Consider the following 14221-nt stretch of genomic DNA (forward strand, 5'->3'; position numbering starts at 1 on the left):
AAGCGGCGTCAGCTTTGGGTGTAAGCCTCGCGCCAACCGAGCCCTGCATCAGTCCCGGCGCGCGGCCTGTACTCGGCACCGATGTAACCGTCATACCCTTCATCACGCATGGCCGGCAAAAGGCGCTCGTAGCAGACTTCGCCCTCGTCGGGTTCAGCGCGTGACGGCACGGCCGCGATCTGCACGTGTCCGATCAACGGGCGATGCGCGATAAACCGGTTGAGCACATCGCCCTGCATGATCTGCGTGTGATAGCAGTCGAACATGATCTTGAGATTGGTCGCGCCCACGCGGGCAATGACATCCGCCGCCTGCTCGACACGGGAAAGGAAATAGCCGGGAACGTCGCGGTGATTGATTGGCTCGATCAGAATGCCAATGCCCCGCGCTGCCGCCGCCGAACAGGCATATGCGAGGTTTTCGGCGAATGCGGTTTCCGCCAACGTGCTTTCCGCCACCCTGCCCGCCATCACATGCACCGCACCCGCGCCCACGGCTGCTGCGTAAGACACCGCCTCGTCGATCGCTGCCCGCGCTTCGTCTTCACGCCCCGGCAGCGCCGCAAGGCCGAAGTCTCCCTCACGCTCTCCCTTGCGGGTGTTTAATCCCAGCAGCGGCAGGCCCGTTTCCTCAAGTGCCTTGCGCAGCTCTTCAGCCGGAACAGCATAAGGCCAGTGGCACTCGACGGCATCGAAACCGGCCGCATGCGCCCGCCGGACCGCATCCGGAAGGGCGAGCTCTGTCCACAAAAACCCGAGATTGGCGGAAAAACGCAGCATCACGACCACTCCACATCGAATTTCGTCACCACCTGATCGATCTGCTCCGGTGTGAGAAGACGCGGCGAAAGCCCGCGCGTGAGAAGCGCGAGACGCGCCGTCTCTTCCAGTTCCTCGATCGCCTGACCGGCTGCCCGCAGGTCCTTGCCCGCCACCACCGGGCCGTGATTGGCCAGCATCACCGCCGAGCGCTTGCCTGCCAGTCCGCGGATCGCCTCTCCAATGGCCACGTCCCCGGGGATGAAATAGGGAAGCAGCTTCACCTTACCGAGTTGCATGATGGAATAGGCCGTGAGCGGTGGAAACAGATTGTCCGGGTCGACATCGGGAAGAAGCGACCAGGCGACCGAATGCGTCGAATGCAGATGCACGATCGCACCGGCCTTGGAACGCGTCTCATAAAACGCCTCGTGCAGGGGCATTTCCTTTGTCGGCTTATCGCCATCCACATGCCGGCCCGCCGCATCGAAACGGCTCAACCGGGCCGGATCGAGCGTGCCGAGCGTCGAGCCCGTCGGCGTCACCAGCAATCCACCGTCGCTCGTGCGGGCGGAAACATTGCCGGTGGCCCCATGCGTCAGCCCGCGTGAATGAAGCGAGGCGGCAAGGCTGCACATCTCCTCACGAAGCCTGCTTTCCTCGCTCATGCCGCCTCTCCCTTCAACACATCAAGCGCCTTCATGAAAAACGCATCGTCACCAAAATTTCCGGATTTGAGCGCCACCCAGACGGGGCGGCCCGCAACCTTCAGCCCGGGCACACCCGGCGCGATCTGCGGGCCAACCTCAAGCGCGGAGCAGTCGAGCGCTTCGACAACCGCACCCGACGTCTCGCCGCCCGCCACCACAAGCCGCTCATATCCACCGGCGACAAGCTGCACGGCGGTCGCAGCAAAAAACCCCTCAAGAGCTGAAGCGACCTCTTCCCGCCCGAACGCAGCCTGCGCCGCGCGCACCACTTCGGGATCGGCCGAGGAATAGACGAGCGGCGCGGCACCTGCGTCCTGCGCCCCGATCCACTCCACCGCTGCCTGCGGCGTCATCGTGCCCGAAAGAACGGCCTCAGGCTCAACCCTGAGCGTGGGATGAAGCTTTGAATATTCGGCGATCTGCCGCCGCGTCTGGCCCGAGCACGACCCTGAAAGGATGGCCGCACGGCCTGACGATCCCTGCCAGCCCTCTCTGTTCTTTCCAAGCAGTCCCGCTTCACGGAAATTTGCCGCCAGTCCCAGCCCCAGCCCGGATCCGCCCGTGACGAGCTTCATGCCGCGCACGGCGGTGCCAATGCGATAGAGATCCTCGTCGGAGACCGTGTCGACGACAATACGCGTCTTCCCCTCCGCCGCCGCCCGGTCGAGCGCATCGGAAATGGCCGCCGCTCCCTCGCGCACCACCTGAGCGGAAACATGGCCCACCGCTCCGTCCGTCTGCGGCGCAAGCCAGCGGCGGATGTCTGCATCGCGCATCGGTGTGAGCGGATGATGTTCCATTCCGCTCTCGTTGAGAAGACGGTCATTCACGAAGAGATGCCCCTGGTAGACCGTACGCCCCGTCGCCGGAAAAGCCGGACAAACCACCGTCTGCTCCGCACCGAGACGCTCCATCAGCGCATCGATGACCGGGCCGATATTGCCCTCCGGCGTCGAATCGAAGGTCGAGCAGTATTTGAAGTAGATCTGCCCCGCGCCCTGCTCCAGAAGCCAGTCAAGCGCCTCGAGCGACTGGCGGACCGCATCCGCCACCGGAATCGTGCGCGACTTGAGCGCCACCACCCCCGCTTCCACGGAGGGATCGGCAGGGCCGTTCGGCACACCACAATACTGGATGGTCTTCATACCGCTTCTGGCCAGCATGTTGGCGAGATCGGAAGAGCCTGTAAAATCGTCCCCAATACAGCCGAGCAACATTCGCACCTCCTCCTTCGCGCATGCATCACGGCTTAATGCGACAACGTATCCATAAAAGTCAATGCAGATGAATGGGAGAGGTTCTGCGCGAATTCTGGACAAAGAAGGTCCGGGAAAATCTCACGAAACCGTGCTTTTTCTATTTGTTTTTCCTGATAAAATCAGCGCGAAGGAATCCGGCTTCGACAACTCTCGAAATTCGGCGCAGTCTTGATTTTTGTGTATACATTGATTGGCAAGAGGCTAGAATAGGCGCGCAATCGAATATCCGGAGACGACATGAGCAACAATCCCAAAGCCTCTTCCCTGCGCTCACGCGCGTGGTTCGACAATGCGGGCAATCCGGATATGACAGCGCTTTATCTGGAGCGCTACCTGAATTTCGGATTGTCGCAGGAAGAACTGCAATCCGGCAAGCCCATCATCGGAATTGCCCAAACCGGCTCCGATCTTTCGCCCTGCAACCGGCACCACCTGGAACTGGCGAAGCGCGTGCGCGAAGGCATTCGCGAGGCCGGCGGCATCGCCATCGAGTTTCCCGTTCACCCGATCCAGGAAACCGGCAAGCGCCCGACAGCGTCTCTCGACCGCAATCTCGCCTATCTCAGCCTCGTGGAAGTGCTTTACGGCTATCCGCTCGATGGCGTCGTGCTCACCGTCGGCTGCGACAAGACCACGCCGGCGCTGCTCATGGCGGCAGCCACGGTCAACATCCCGGCCATCGCGCTTTCGGTGGGCCCGATGCTCAATGGCTGGTTCCGGGGTGAGCGCACGGGTTCGGGCACCATCGTCTGGAAGGCACGCGAGATGATGGCTGCCGGCGAGATCGACTATGAGGGTTTCGTGCGGCTCGTCGCCTCCTCCGCGCCGTCCACCGGCTATTGCAACACGATGGGAACGGCCACCACGATGAACTCGCTGGCCGAAGCGCTCGGCATGCAGTTGCCCGGTTCCGCAGCCATCCCCGCGCCCTATCGCGACCGGCAGGAAATGGCGTATCGCACCGGCCTTCGCATCGTCGACATGGTTCATGAAGACATCAAGCCGAGCGACGTGATGACCCGCGAAGCCTTCATCAATGCGATCCGCGTCAACTCCGCCATAGGCGGCTCCACCAACGCCCCCATCCACCTGACGGCTGTCGCCCGCCACCTGGGCGTTGAACTGTCCATCGACGACTGGCAGACCTATGGCGAGAGCGTGCCTCTCCTGGTGAACCTCCAGCCTGCAGGCGAATATCTGGGCGAGGACTATTACCATGCCGGCGGTGTGCCGGCGGTTGTCAATCAGCTCATGTCGGTCGGGCTCATCAACGAGGATGTCCTGACGGTCAACGGCAAAAGCATTGGCGAGAACTGCCGCGATGCCGCCATCGCTGACGAGAAGGTGATCCGTCCCTTCGCCAACCCTCTCAAGGAGAATGCAGGCTTCCGGGTTCTGAAAGGCAATCTGTTCGATTCCGCCATCATGAAACTCTCGGTCGTCTCCGACGAGTTCCGAGATCGCTATCTTTCCAACCCCGACGATCCCATGGCCTTCGAGGGTCGCGCCATCGTGTTCGACGGGCCGGAGGATTATCACGCGCGGATCGACGATCCGACACTCGCCATCGATGAGAAGAGCATCCTTTTCATGCGCGGTGCGGGACCCATCGGCTATCCGGGCGCGGCGGAAGTGGTGAACATGCGCGCGCCCGATTACCTCATCAAACGCGGCATCACCTCTCTGCCCTGCATCGGCGATGGTCGCCAGTCCGGCACATCGGGCTCGCCGTCCATCCTCAACGCCTCGCCGGAAGCGGCCGCCAATGGCGGACTTGCGATTCTCAAAACCGGTGACCGCGTGCGCATCGATCTGAACAAGTGCACGGCAAACATTCTCACCTCCGATGAAGAACTGGACCGGCGCCGCGAAGGGCTGGAGAAGGCCGGGGGATATGCCTATCCCGCGCACCAGACGCCCTGGCAGGAAATCCAGCGCGGCATGGTCGCCCAGCTCGAAGCCGGCATGGTGCTGGAACCCGCCGTCAATTACCAGCGGCTCGCACAGGGCGGAAAGGACGGCAACATGCCGCCAGTCCCGCGCGACAACCACTGAAGCAAACCGTCGAAAACACGCCACAGGGAGGAGGAACCCGCATGCGCATCCTGATTATCGGAGCCGCCGGCATGGTCGGTCGCCGGCTGGCCGAAAAGCTGCTCTCCGATGGCAAGCTCGGCAGCGAACGCATAGAAACCATTCACGCGTTCGATGTGGTCGAAGCTCCGCTCGCCCCGGCCAATGGCATTCAGATCGAGGCGCAGGCCGGCGATATCGCGGATGCAAAAACCGTCGAGGGGCTGATCGCGCAAAAGCCCGATGTCATCTTTCATCTGGCGGCCATCGTTTCCGGCGAGGCCGAGGTCGCGTTCGAGAAGGGCTACGGCATCAACATGGATGGCACGCGCCATCTGCTTGAAGCCATCCGCCTTCGGGGCGAAAATGGAGGAGGCTCCTACCGGCCCCGCCTCGTCTTCACCTCTTCCATCGCGGTCTTCGGCGCACCCTTCCCCGACAAGATCGACGACGAGTTCTTCCGGGCCCCGCTCACCAGTTATGGAACCCAGAAGGCAATTGGCGAGCTTCTATTGGCCGACTATACACGAAAGGGTTTCATAGACGGGATCGGTATTCGCCTGCCCACGATTGTCGTTCGGCCCGGCAAGCCCAACAAGGCTGCGTCCGGCTTCTTCTCCGGCATCATCCGCGAGCCGCTCGCCGGGCAGGATGCCATCCTGCCGGTCTCGGACGATGTGCGCCACTGGGTGGCGAGCCCTGATGCTGCGGTGGGTTTCCTGCTGCATGCCGGCACCATGGACCTTGCGCAGCTCGGAGACCGGCGTTCCCTCACGATGCCCGGTCTCTCCGTCACCATTGCGGAGATGATGGAGGCCCTCGCACGCGTTGCCGGCCATGACGTCGTGGCCCATATAAAGCGCAGGCACGATCCGCAGATCGCCGCGATCGTGGATGGCTGGCCGCGTGATTTCATCGCCCGGCGCGCGCAGGAAGCCGGTTTCACGGCCGACCGGGATTTCGATTCCATCATACGCGCGCACATCGCTGACGAAGAGGCACGCAAATAAAGGGGTTGAAACGGCCGAAGACGATTGGCCGACGACATCCTTGCCTGTGAAGAACCGGTATGATGACGCCCATGCGCTTGGACATGACAGTGGATATCTGCCAACCATCGCCGGTAGGGCTGAACCGCACCGGGCAAAAATGGAGGGGGTGCTGAGCACGAGCGAGCGCAGAAAGGTCGGAACCGCAGGACGGAAACCGGCAAGCAGGAGCGCCGATGCGCAGGCGGCGTCACGCCCGCGCCCGAGCCTGCAGGGCATCGCCAAGATGCCGGCACGCGACCGGGCGTATCACGAGCTCAAGTTCCGCATTCTGGAAGGGCGGCTGCCGCCCGGCACCACACTTCTGGAAACCGAGGTTGCGAGCCTTCTTTCGCTCAGCCGGACACCCGTGCGCGAAGCGCTGATACGGCTTGAGGAAGAAGGGCTTGTGGATGTGCGACCGCGCCACGGCATCACCGTCAAGTCGCTGTCGGTCGAAGAGATCGAACAGATCTACCAGGTCTTTTCGACCCTCGAGGTCAAGGCGGCGCAGCTTACGGCGCGACGCGGCATCACGGCGGCCGACCATGAGCGCCTCGACGGCATCCTCACGCAGATGGAACGCGCCTCAAAGCGAGGCGACATTGAAGCCTGGTCCGAGCTGGATGACGAGTTTCATTCCGAACTGGTCGGCCTTTGCGGTAACCCGCGCCTGCAGGCCATGCTGCGGCAGCTCTGGGACCTGCAATACCACGCCCGTCGCGCGATTATAAAACTGCGTCCCCTGCCGATTGTTTCAGACCGGGAACACCGCGCAATCCTTGCCGCCATCGCGGCGGGAAACGAAGAGGAGGCAACCCGCCTCCATCAGCAGCACCGCGATCGCGCCGACGAGCAGCTCGTCTCCCTCCTGCGCCGGCAGGCGACATTCCCGCTGAGCCAATAGGGCATTTTTGCAGTCAGGTGGAGCCACGCGACAGCCGCATCAGCACCGGATAACAATGTATACATTGTCCTTTTGCCGCGTCTGTGCGATGACAGCGAACGGAACAGAATGAGGAGGGGCCGTTCATGAACCAGATCGATCTTGCCGGACGGAGGGCGATCATCACAGGCGGGGCGCAGGGCATCGGGCTCGCAACCGCGGAGCGTTTCATTGCAAGCGGCGCAGAGGTCGTTCTTTGGGACATCAATGCCGCGAACCTCGACAGGGCAACAGACGCGCTGGGAGGCAGTGCATCTGGCCGTGTGGTGGAACTCACCGACGAAAGTGCCGTAAACGACGCCGCACGGGAAGCCGGCGCGATCGACATTCTCGTCAACAATGCAGGCATCACCGGCGGCAATGGCAAGACCTGGGAACTGGCGCCCGATATCTGGCGCCGCACGGTCGAGGTCAATCTCGTCGCCCCCTATCTCACCTGCCGCGCACTCGTGCCAGGCATGATCGAACGCGGCTACGGGCGCATCGTCAACATTGCTTCCATAGCCGGCAAAGAAGGCAATCCCAACGCCTCGCACTACTCCGCCTCCAAGGCCGGCCTGATCGGGCTGACCAAATCGCTCGGCAAGGAGCTCGCCAAAACCGGCGTCATCGTCAACTGCCTTACCCCGGCGGCGGCCCGCACCCCGATCTTCGACCAGATGAGCCAGGAACACATCGACTACATGCTGTCGAAAATTCCGCTCGAGCGCTTTCTCGAACCGGCCGAGGCGGCTGCCATGATCGCGTGGCTCGCCTCGCAGGAATGCTCCTTCACGACAGGCGGTGTGTTCGACATTTCGGGCGGCCGCGCCGTCTACTGATCAAGGCAAGCACAGAGGAATACCGATATGAAACTGTTGCGTTACGGTCCGGCAGGTCGGGAAAAACCGGGCATGCTCGCTGCCGATGGCACCCTGCGCGATCTTTCCGGCGTCGTTGACGATATTGCCGGCGACGTCATTTCGCCGGCGGGCCTCGACAGGCTGCGCGCCATCGATCCGCAGACCCTTCCGGCCGTCGATGGAAATCCCCGCCTGGGCCCCTGTGTCGCGGGCCTTCAGAAGATCATCTGCATTGGCCTCAACTATTCCGACCATGCCGCCGAAACCGGCGCCGAACCGCCGGAAGAACCCATCGTTTTCGCCAAGGCGTTGAATGCCCTTTGCGGCCCGAACGACGATGTCGAACTCCCGCGCGGTTCAAAGGCGCTCGACTGGGAGGTTGAACTCGCCGTCATCATCGGCTCGAAGACCAAATATGTCAGCGAAGCCGAAGCGATGGATCATGTCGCGGGCTTCGCCATCATGAACGATGTTTCCGAGCGCGACTTCCAGACAAAGCGCTCTGGACAGTGGACCAAGGGCAAAAGCCACGACACGTTCGGCCCGCTCGGCCCCTGGCTCGTCACCCGCGATGAAGTGGCCGACCCGCACAATCTGGACATGTGGCTCGACGTCAATGGCGAGCGTCGCCAGACCGGAAACTCAAACACGCTGATCTTCAACGTGCCGCATGTCGTTTCCTACCTCTCGCAGTTCATGACGCTGATGCCCGGTGACGTGATCTCCACCGGCACACCGCCCGGCGTCGGCATGGGTATGAAACCGCCTCAATATCTCAAGGCTGGCGATGTCATGACGCTCTCCATCACCGGACTTGGCGAACAGCGCCAGACCGTCGTTCAGGCCTGAACCGAAAAACTGGAGCCCGCCATGAGCATCAAAAACGTCACCGTCATCGGCACCGGCATCATGGGTGCTCCCATGGCACGAAACATTGCCAGGGCGGGTTTCAGTCTCACCGTGTGGAACCGCACGCGCGCCAAGGCGGAGGCCCTTTCAGACGTTGCAACCGTCGTTGATGATCCCCGCTCAGCCGTCGCCAGCGCCGATGCCGTCGTGACAATGGTCGACAATTCACCCATCGTCACCCAGATCTATTTCGGTGAGAACGGCATCGTGGAAGCCGCACCGAAGGGCGCGCTTTTCATCGACATGTCGTCAATCCAGCCTGCGGTCGCGCGCGACCACGCCGATGCACTTTCAAAGACGGGGCACCGGCATCTCGACGCGCCGGTGTCGGGCGGCGAGAAAGGCGCGATCGAGGCAACGCTCGCCATCATGGCCGGCGGCGAAGCTTCCGATTTTGCAGAGGCCGAGACGCTTCTGTCCGCCATGGGTCGCGCGACCCATGTGGGCGTTCATGGTGCGGGTCAGGTCGCCAAGCTCGCCAATCAGGTGATCGTCGCCGTGACCATCGGTGCGGTTTCGGAGGCGATGCTTCTGGCGCAGGAAGGTGGCTGCGATCCGGCCGCACTGCGCGATGCACTGATGGGCGGTTTTGCCACCTCCCGCATTCTGGAGCTGCACGGCGAACGGATGGTCGAACGCAATTTCGTGCCCGGCGGCCCGCTTGAACTGCAGCTCAAGGATCTGGAGAATGCGCTTGAAGTGGCCCGCAGTGCCGGGCTCTCGCTTCCCTTGACGGAAAAAACCCGCGACGCATTCCACACGCTGGCCCATGAGATGAAGATGGGCCGCCACGATCACGCTGCCTATCTTCTCTGGCTCGAAGCCATCAATTCCGGCAAGCGGCTGGGCACGGGTGAAACCAGCGCCCCGCCGCTCAAGGCATGACGATCAGGCGCTGTGCGCTGCGGAAGCTGGCTTCTCGGACACCGGGAAGATCACGTCATATGCCCAGTTAAACACGAAGGCGTATACCAGGTAGAACACCGCGAAAGACGCGTTGACGAACAATGCGTCCAGCACCGGAACACCGAGGAACAATGCCGTGGTGGGCATGAGGGCCATCAGAAGCCCGCCTTCAAACAGAAGCGCGTGGACGACACGAACGGGCACGGATTTGCGTACACTGCCGGTGAGCCTTCGCAGCGCGTGATCGAAGCCGAGATTGTAAACATAGTTCCACAGTGTGGCGATCGTGGCGCTCACAATGACAACGACACCCATGTCGAACATGGGCTTGCCGAACAACCATGAAGCGGCCGGTGTAACGATTAGAAGGGCAATCAGCTCGAAGCTGATGGCATGGCGAATACGATCTGCAGCGGTGCGCATACTGCTCCCCATCTGGTCCTCGGGCCGTCCCGACATGATTCCCTGAATGGGGGAGGTCGTCCTCGCTTTCGAGCGGAATATAGGTGCACTCGGGGATCATGCAAGAGTGATTTTTGACACTCTCAGACGTCTACTCTTCGGGATTCTTGCCCGGCAGCGTGATACCGGGAAACATCTTGATGACGGCGCTGTCATCCCATCGTCCGTAGCCGGCCATGCTTGCCGAGGCGAACATCGTATAGGCGGTGGAGGTAAGCGGCAGCGGAAACCCGAGCGCTCTCCCAGCGTCCGTGACGAGCCCCAGATCCTTTACAAAAATATCGACCGTGGATCGTGGCGTGTAGTCCCCGTCCACCACATGGCGCATACGGTTCTCGAACATCCAGGAATTGCCGGCAGCATTGGTGACCACCTCATACATGGTCTCGAGCGGGATGCCTGCCCGTGAGGCGAGAGCCATGGCTTCAGCGCCGGCAGCGATATGAACGCCTGCAAGAAGCTGGTGGATGACCTTGACGGCCGCGCCATCGCCTATCCGGTCGGAAATGCGGAAAACCCGCTCGGCGATGGCTTCAAGCACCGGTGCGAGCCTGTCGAATGCAGCCTCCGACCCTGCCGCCATCACGGTCATCGCGCCCTCACGCGCCTTGGCCGGCCCACCCGAAACCGGTGCATCGAGCATCATGTGCCCCGCCTGCTCCAGGTCCGTGCCAAAACGGCGCGCATCGTCCGCCGAGACCGTCGAAGAGATCATGACAGGCGTTCCCGCCGGCAACTTTCCGGCTATGCCCGCCTCTCCGAAGAGAACGCTTTCCACCTGCTCGGCATTGACGGTGAGGATCAGCACGGCCTCGACACGACAGGCAAAATCGAGCCCCCGCGGCCCGGTCTCCCTGGCCCCCGCATAGCGAAGTTCCGCACGGGCCTCACAGCGCGGGTCCACTCCGAAAACCTCGTGCCCGGCACGCACAAGTGAAAGAGCCGCCCCCATTCCCATCGACCCGAGGCCGACCACCATCACCCGCATCGCTCACTCCCAAAAGACCGGAATTATCATTCCTTCACTGCACCCGTCATGGACGAGACGTAGTAATCGACGAAGAAGGAATAGAGGATAACCACGGGCAGGGAGCCAAGCAAAGCGCCCGACATCAGCGCCCCCCATTCATAAATGTCGCCGCGCACCAGCTCCGTCAGCACACCGACAGGCACTGTCTTGTTTTCCGACGAGGAGATGAAGGTCAGCGCATAGATGAACTCGTTCCAGGACAGCGTGAACGCGAAGATACCGGCCGAGATGAGACCGGGCACCGCCAGCGGCAGGATAACCTTGGTGAGGATCTGCCAGCGCGTCGCGCCGTCCACCAGCGCGCTTTCCTCCAGCTCGAAGGGAATGCTGCGGAAATACCCCATCAGAAGCCAGGTGCAGAACGGGATCAGAAAGGTCGGATAGGTGAGGATCAGCGCAAGACGTGAATCGAAAATGCCCACTTTGAAAACGATGAAAGCCAGCGGAATGAACAGGATGGATGGCGGCACGAGATAAGCGAGAAAGATCATCAACCCCGTCACCCGCGCGCCCGTGAACCGCACGCGCTCGATTGCATAGGCAGCAAAAACCGACGCTGCGAGCGAGATGAAGGTCGAGGCAAAGGACACCAGCATCGTGTTCCACAGCCAGCCCGGATAAGACGTCTCGAACAGCAGGAACTTCACATGTTCGAGCGTCGGCTCGATCACCCAGAAGGGGCTGTAGTTTTTGTAATCCGTGAGCTGGTAATCCGGTTTGATGGCGGTGATCGCCATCCAGTAGAACGGAAACAGCAGCACGAAAACGAACACCGCGAGCGGCAGATAGACCGTCACGATGCGCCGCGGCAGCGTGTTGAACTGCTCCATGCCTTCCGAATCGTCGTGAAGGCCGGCCTGTTTTGTGTTCTGGATGATCTCGCTCATGGCCGTCCTCCTCAGTCGCCGCCGCCCTGCTGCCATTTGCGGCGCTGCAATCCGAAGAAGGAGAACAGGATCGCCGCCAGCAGGAACGGGATCATCGCCACGGCAATCGCCGCACCCTCACCCAGTTGCCCGCCGGGAATGGCGCGCTGGAACGAAAGCGTTGCCATCAGATGGGTGGCGTTAACCGGCCCGCCGCGCGTCAGCACATAGATGAGCTGAAAGTCAGTGAAGGTGAATAGCACTGAAAACGTCATCACCACGGCAATGATCGGCGTCAGAAGCGGCAGCGTAATCTTGGTAAAGCGCTGCCACGAGGTCGCGCCATCCAGTGCCGCCGCCTCATTGAGCGATTGCGGAATGGTCTGCAGCCCGGCCAGCAGCGAAATCGCCACAAAGGGGATGCCCCGCCAGACGTTGGCGGCGATCACGGAAGCCCGTGCCGTGTTCGGGTCGCCAAGAAAATTGATCGGCTCGCTGATGACACCGAGATTCATCAGCACATAGGAAATGATCGAAAACTGGGAATCGTAGATCCACCAGAAAGCCAGCGCCGAAAGCACGGTCGGCACCACCCAGGGCAGAAGGATGATCGCGCGAAAAAACGTCTTGAACGGCAAATGCTGGTTCAGGATCAACGCCAGCCAGAGCCCCAGCACGAACTTCAACACCGAAGCCACCACGGTGTAGAGCATCGTGTTGAAAACGGAGAGCCAGAACACCGGATCGTCGAACAGCCAGATATAGTTTTCGAGCCCGACGAAAATGCCCTCGCGTCCGATCCGCGCATCCGTAAACCCGAGCCACACGCCCAGACCCAGCGGATAGGTGAGAAAGCACAGAAGAAACACCGCTGCCGGAAGCATGAACAGTAGTCCGAGCCCGTTGCGGCTTTCCAGAAACCATCCCAGGATCGAAAAAGAACGCGCGGGCTTGGCCTGCATGGGTCATCCTGCCTTTCTTGATACTGACCTGCATGAAGGAGCGGCGCCGACGGTCAGCCGGCGCCGCCTGTCCATCAGCGGTAGTAGCGCGCGATGCGCCGCTCCGCGTTGGCGATTGCCTCTTCAGGCGTGCGTTGTCCCGTCACCGCTTCGGCAAACATGTCGACCAGCACATAGTCGGCCATCACACCGGCGGATGCCGGTCCGAGCGGGCCTGCATAGCCGTTGGGCCGCAGCGAAGCCGAAGCCTTGGCATAGGGCGCGTGAACCGGGTTCGAGGTCCACACCGGGTTGCTCTCGAAGCCCTTCAGAGCCTGACAGCAATAGGCGCTCGCACCTTCCAGCCACGCATTCATGCGGTCGGCCTGATACATGAAGGCGAGATAGGCCTTGGCCGCCTGCGGATATTTGCAGTGATTGAAGATCGAAAGCGTCGAGGTCTGGTGCAGCTCCACCGATTTGCCCACCGGACCGACCGGTAGATTGGTGGTGCGGATGTCCTCGGCGATTTCCTTTAAGGCCTCGTCCTTGGTCGCCGCATAGTATAGAGAGACGCCATTGGCCGTCAGCGACACCTCGCCGGCAAGGAAGGCGCGGTTGTTGTTGATGTCGAGCCAGCTTTCCGTGCCCGGAATGAAGGTCTCGTAGAGCGCCTTGGCATAGTCGATCGCCGCTTTCGTCTCGGGGCTGTTGATCGCCACCTTGCCGCTCTCATCCACCGTCATGCCACCATGGCTCCACAGAAGCCAGTGGGCGTAGTTGTTGCCGTCACCAACCGCCTTGCCGTGCGGGAAACCGGCCGGCGTGCCATTGGCCTTCATCGCCTTGCACAGTTCGAGGAAGCCGTCCGTATCCTGCGGGAACTCGCTGAACCCGGCGGCCTTCATGTGGCTGTCGCGATAGCAAACGGCATTGCCGATGGCGCAGAGCGGAATGGCGATGAACTTGTCGCCCTGCCGGGCGTAGCCCTCAAGGCCTTCATACCAACCGCCATGCTCCTCGCCGAGCGCATTGGCCAGATCCGTCACATCCACCAGCTTGTCGGGATACTGGAAGGGATCGTCGAACCAGCTCATCACCATGTCCGGCCCGGAGCCGACATTGGCCGCCACCGCCGCTTTCGGGCGCACATCTTCCCAGCTTTCCTGGTCGATCCGCACCTCCACGCCCGTCGCTTCTGTGAAAGCGGCGGTGTTGGCGTTCCAGGCCTCCTCTTCGCCTGTCACGAAAGGCACCCAGCGCAGAAGGCGGAGCGTGGCGCCTTCTTCCGGCGTGAACATCGATGCCGATGCCTGCGCCAGCGCATGCCGTGTTCCCAGCGTTCCCGCCAAAAGGCCACCGGCGGCAAGACCCGCCGTGCCTGAAAGAAATCTCCTGCGATTGATCGTCATTGCACGTCTCCTCCTCAAATCTGCGTGCATCCTCCCGATGCCGCAAAGCGGTTGACTGCCGCATTAACGCCGGGCGCTG

Annotated in this window: 14 protein-coding genes; 6 read left to right on the top strand and 8 right to left on the bottom strand. The window is 61.8% G+C overall.

What is annotated here, in order from left to right; all coding sequences use genetic code 11:
• Positions 1 to 8: 8 nt before the first annotated feature.
• From BLW55_RS19495 to otnK, 3 genes are read right to left on the bottom strand one after another with little or no spacing between them, the layout of a single operon-like run.
• A complete protein-coding gene (locus BLW55_RS19495) occupies positions 9 to 779 on the bottom strand; it encodes a hydroxypyruvate isomerase family protein (protein WP_177175149.1) in 771 nt (256 codons plus the stop codon).
• Positions 779 to 1426, bottom strand: coding sequence for a 3-oxo-tetronate 4-phosphate decarboxylase (gene otnC / locus BLW55_RS19500; RefSeq protein ID WP_007009169.1), 648 nt, complete (start codon positions 1424 to 1426; stop codon positions 779 to 781). Before otnC ends, BLW55_RS19495 begins: the two co-directional genes overlap by 1 nt.
• Entirely contained in the window at positions 1423 to 2685 is a 1263-nt protein-coding gene (otnK, locus tag BLW55_RS19505; RefSeq protein ID WP_090330099.1) for a 3-oxo-tetronate kinase, read from the bottom strand. The genes otnC and otnK overlap by 4 nt, the downstream gene beginning before the upstream one ends.
• 279 nt (positions 2686 to 2964) lie before the next feature.
• Between otnK and BLW55_RS19510 the strand changes: the two genes are divergently transcribed.
• From BLW55_RS19510 to BLW55_RS19535, 6 genes are all read left to right on the top strand, one after another.
• Positions 2965 to 4782 (top strand): IlvD/Edd family dehydratase, encoded by a 1818-nt coding sequence (locus BLW55_RS19510; protein ID WP_090330100.1) that lies wholly within the window; start codon positions 2965 to 2967, stop codon positions 4780 to 4782.
• A 41-nt stretch (positions 4783 to 4823) separates the two neighbouring features.
• Positions 4824 to 5810 carry a D-erythronate dehydrogenase gene (denD, locus tag BLW55_RS19515; protein WP_090330101.1) on the top strand — a complete coding sequence of 329 codons (987 nt, stop codon included), beginning with the start codon at positions 4824 to 4826 and terminating at the stop codon, positions 5808 to 5810.
• Between the two features lie 46 nt (positions 5811 to 5856).
• On the top strand, positions 5857 to 6735 hold the full coding sequence (locus BLW55_RS19520; RefSeq protein WP_244509192.1) for a GntR family transcriptional regulator: 879 nt from the start codon (positions 5857 to 5859) through the stop codon (positions 6733 to 6735).
• 125 nt (positions 6736 to 6860) lie between these two features.
• The gene (locus BLW55_RS19525; RefSeq protein WP_007009165.1) at positions 6861 to 7595 is read left to right on the top strand and encodes an SDR family NAD(P)-dependent oxidoreductase; all 735 of its coding nucleotides are present in this window, start codon (positions 6861 to 6863) and stop codon (positions 7593 to 7595) included.
• A 27-nt stretch (positions 7596 to 7622) separates the two neighbouring features.
• Entirely contained in the window at positions 7623 to 8465 is an 843-nt protein-coding gene (locus BLW55_RS19530; protein ID WP_090330102.1) for a fumarylacetoacetate hydrolase family protein, read from the top strand.
• Positions 8466 to 8486: 21 nt separating this feature from the next.
• On the top strand, positions 8487 to 9410 hold the full coding sequence (locus tag BLW55_RS19535) for an NAD(P)-dependent oxidoreductase (protein ID WP_025029379.1): 924 nt from the start codon (positions 8487 to 8489) through the stop codon (positions 9408 to 9410).
• A gap of 3 nt (positions 9411 to 9413) precedes the next feature.
• Here BLW55_RS19535 and BLW55_RS19540 read toward each other — a convergent pair whose 3' ends face one another.
• The 5 genes from BLW55_RS19540 to BLW55_RS19560 form a co-directional block, all read right to left on the bottom strand.
• Positions 9414 to 9854: a PACE efflux transporter gene (locus BLW55_RS19540; RefSeq protein WP_007009162.1), complete on the bottom strand. Its 441-nt coding sequence runs from the start codon at positions 9852 to 9854 to the stop codon at positions 9414 to 9416.
• A gap of 130 nt (positions 9855 to 9984) precedes the next feature.
• A complete protein-coding gene (gene ltnD / locus BLW55_RS19545; RefSeq protein WP_090330103.1) occupies positions 9985 to 10881 on the bottom strand; it encodes an L-threonate dehydrogenase in 897 nt (298 codons plus the stop codon).
• Positions 10882 to 10907: 26 nt separating this feature from the next.
• Positions 10908 to 11810, bottom strand: coding sequence for a carbohydrate ABC transporter permease (locus tag BLW55_RS19550; protein WP_025029380.1), 903 nt, complete (start codon positions 11808 to 11810; stop codon positions 10908 to 10910).
• 11 nt (positions 11811 to 11821) lie between these two features.
• The gene (locus tag BLW55_RS19555; RefSeq protein WP_090330104.1) at positions 11822 to 12751 is read right to left on the bottom strand and encodes a carbohydrate ABC transporter permease; all 930 of its coding nucleotides are present in this window, start codon (positions 12749 to 12751) and stop codon (positions 11822 to 11824) included.
• A 74-nt stretch (positions 12752 to 12825) separates the two neighbouring features.
• Positions 12826 to 14142: an ABC transporter substrate-binding protein gene (locus BLW55_RS19560; protein WP_090330105.1), complete on the bottom strand. Its 1317-nt coding sequence runs from the start codon at positions 14140 to 14142 to the stop codon at positions 12826 to 12828.
• Between the last annotated feature and the right edge of the window lie 79 nt (positions 14143 to 14221).

The organism is Nitratireductor aquibiodomus (assembly GCF_900105565.1).
Taxonomy (GTDB): Bacteria; Pseudomonadota; Alphaproteobacteria; order Rhizobiales; family Rhizobiaceae; genus Nitratireductor; species Nitratireductor aquibiodomus.

What these genes read in the sequence shown, in the direction of transcription:
- BLW55_RS19555 (WP_090330104.1), bottom strand. Translation starts at nt 12,751, where the DNA reads ATGCAGGCCAAGCCCGCGCGTTCTTTTTCGATCCTGGGATGGTTTCTG.
- BLW55_RS19530 (WP_090330102.1), top strand. Translation starts at nt 7,623, where the DNA reads ATGAAACTGTTGCGTTACGGTCCGGCAGGTCGGGAAAAACCGGGCATG.
- otnC (WP_007009169.1), bottom strand. Translation starts at nt 1,426, where the DNA reads ATGAGCGAGGAAAGCAGGCTTCGTGAGGAGATGTGCAGCCTTGCCGCC.
- BLW55_RS19535 (WP_025029379.1), top strand. Translation starts at nt 8,487, where the DNA reads ATGAGCATCAAAAACGTCACCGTCATCGGCACCGGCATCATGGGTGCT.
- BLW55_RS19510 (WP_090330100.1), top strand. Translation starts at nt 2,965, where the DNA reads ATGAGCAACAATCCCAAAGCCTCTTCCCTGCGCTCACGCGCGTGGTTC.
- BLW55_RS19525 (WP_007009165.1), top strand. Translation starts at nt 6,861, where the DNA reads ATGAACCAGATCGATCTTGCCGGACGGAGGGCGATCATCACAGGCGGG.
- BLW55_RS19495 (WP_177175149.1), bottom strand. Translation starts at nt 779, where the DNA reads ATGCTGCGTTTTTCCGCCAATCTCGGGTTTTTGTGGACAGAGCTCGCC.
- ltnD (WP_090330103.1), bottom strand. Translation starts at nt 10,881, where the DNA reads ATGCGGGTGATGGTGGTCGGCCTCGGGTCGATGGGAATGGGGGCGGCT.
- denD (WP_090330101.1), top strand. Translation starts at nt 4,824, where the DNA reads ATGCGCATCCTGATTATCGGAGCCGCCGGCATGGTCGGTCGCCGGCTG.
- BLW55_RS19560 (WP_090330105.1), bottom strand. Translation starts at nt 14,142, where the DNA reads ATGACGATCAATCGCAGGAGATTTCTTTCAGGCACGGCGGGTCTTGCC.
- BLW55_RS19540 (WP_007009162.1), bottom strand. Translation starts at nt 9,854, where the DNA reads ATGCGCACCGCTGCAGATCGTATTCGCCATGCCATCAGCTTCGAGCTG.
- otnK (WP_090330099.1), bottom strand. Translation starts at nt 2,685, where the DNA reads ATGTTGCTCGGCTGTATTGGGGACGATTTTACAGGCTCTTCCGATCTC.
- BLW55_RS19550 (WP_025029380.1), bottom strand. Translation starts at nt 11,810, where the DNA reads ATGAGCGAGATCATCCAGAACACAAAACAGGCCGGCCTTCACGACGAT.